3 protein-coding genes are annotated in these 1266 nt (G+C 33.6%); 1 reads left to right on the forward strand and 2 read right to left on the reverse strand.

Annotated features, from left to right (window positions below; all coding sequences use genetic code 11):
• Positions 1-30: 30 nt before the first annotated feature.
• Complete coding sequence (locus NFR98_RS15725) at positions 31-333, reverse strand: isochorismatase family protein (RefSeq protein ID WP_014096931.1); 303 nt, start codon at positions 331-333, stop codon at positions 31-33.
• Positions 334-347: 14 nt separating this feature from the next.
• The gene (locus NFR98_RS15730; protein WP_014096932.1) at positions 348-551 is read right to left on the reverse strand and encodes a hypothetical protein; all 204 of its coding nucleotides are present in this window, start codon (positions 549-551) and stop codon (positions 348-350) included.
• Between the two features lie 255 nt (positions 552-806).
• On the opposite strand from NFR98_RS15730, the gene NFR98_RS15735 reads away from it, so the two are divergent.
• The gene (locus tag NFR98_RS15735) at positions 807-1031 is read left to right on the forward strand and encodes a hypothetical protein (RefSeq protein ID WP_013860568.1); all 225 of its coding nucleotides are present in this window, start codon (positions 807-809) and stop codon (positions 1029-1031) included.
• The last annotated feature ends 235 nt before the right edge of the window (positions 1032-1266 follow it).

Genomic DNA, 1266 nt, shown 5'->3' on the forward strand with positions numbered 1-1266 from the left:
ATCCCACCAAAATGTTTAAATATAGTTCATTCAAAAATTAAAATGAATTTTATTTAAGACGTGCGAAATGTGGGTTGTACCAAAAAATGCACTTGGAGTGTTTTTGGTTATAGTAAGATCCGCATATTGAGCAAATTCCTTATCAATATCACTCTTTTCAGTATTTTCAGCTAGTGGACTATTTGGATCCTTATCTATATGTTTTGTTAATACCACCAAATCTTTTGCATCTTTAAACCTTTTTATAATGTTCTTGATTTTATTCCTTTCTTCACTAAAGTCCTTCATTTCTAATATTCCATTTTGCATATCTAAAACAAGTAGTGCTTTCATAAAAGAATCTCCTTTTAAATTAGTTTTTTAATATTATCCATAACATTCAATCTATGTATTTCCTCTACTGTTCTTTTTCCATCATAAATGGATAATACAGAATCAATCGCTCTATCAGGATCTTCAATTTCAATTGCGCCATTAGGAATAGTTCCTATAGACAATTTCTTACCGAAGGGTACCATCATGAGATGCTTACGTACTAATGGATACTTCACAATACCTTCCCCCAGTCTTTGTGTTTCATCTTATATACAGAATTGTACACTAAATATAAATATTTGTAAATCCCTATTAGACTTAAATTTAGCAATATTCCATCAGGAAATAAAACCCCATTCTCATATTACTCCCTATTTTTAATGGGTCCTCCAAAATACTTCGAATCCCTCAAAAGGCCAAAAAGTTTAGGGAGAAAAGTAAATAAAAATCTAATTTTTCCTAATACTTTTACTCCAAAGGGTGTTTCTAAGATGTTAAACAGGCTTGGATTCAGCTACTCTATGGCAACGTATACTTTGATAAAGCTGATCTGGACAAAAAAAGAGTTCAAAGAAGCCACTTTTCCGGAGTTGAAAAAGGAACTGGAGAATGGTCTCATTGATCACTTGTTATTAACTGCCGTTGATACTTTCCGACTAAACAACACCAGCCCGAACCGCTTTTTTCCGTGGAGTGCCTGGCGTTGCTATCCTTGAATCAAGAGATTTTAAGATAAGTTATATCCACTCCGGCCATATCTCTTGCTTTTTTCTGAATTTGTAATATATTTTTCAAATGGTATGATTGTGCTATCAATATAGAGTTCCAGCCGGGAGTGAGCAAAATGAAAATATCAGCGCAAGATAAGGTATTTACTCAACTTTCGCAGACTGAAACAGGTAGGTATACCTTGATATAATTCGGCAGACCCGCAATCCATTGTTGTAGTTG

Origin of the sequence: Weizmannia agrestimuris (assembly GCF_943193165.1) — a bacterium.
GTDB lineage: Bacteria > Bacillota > Bacilli > Bacillales > Bacillaceae_C > Weizmannia > Weizmannia faecalis.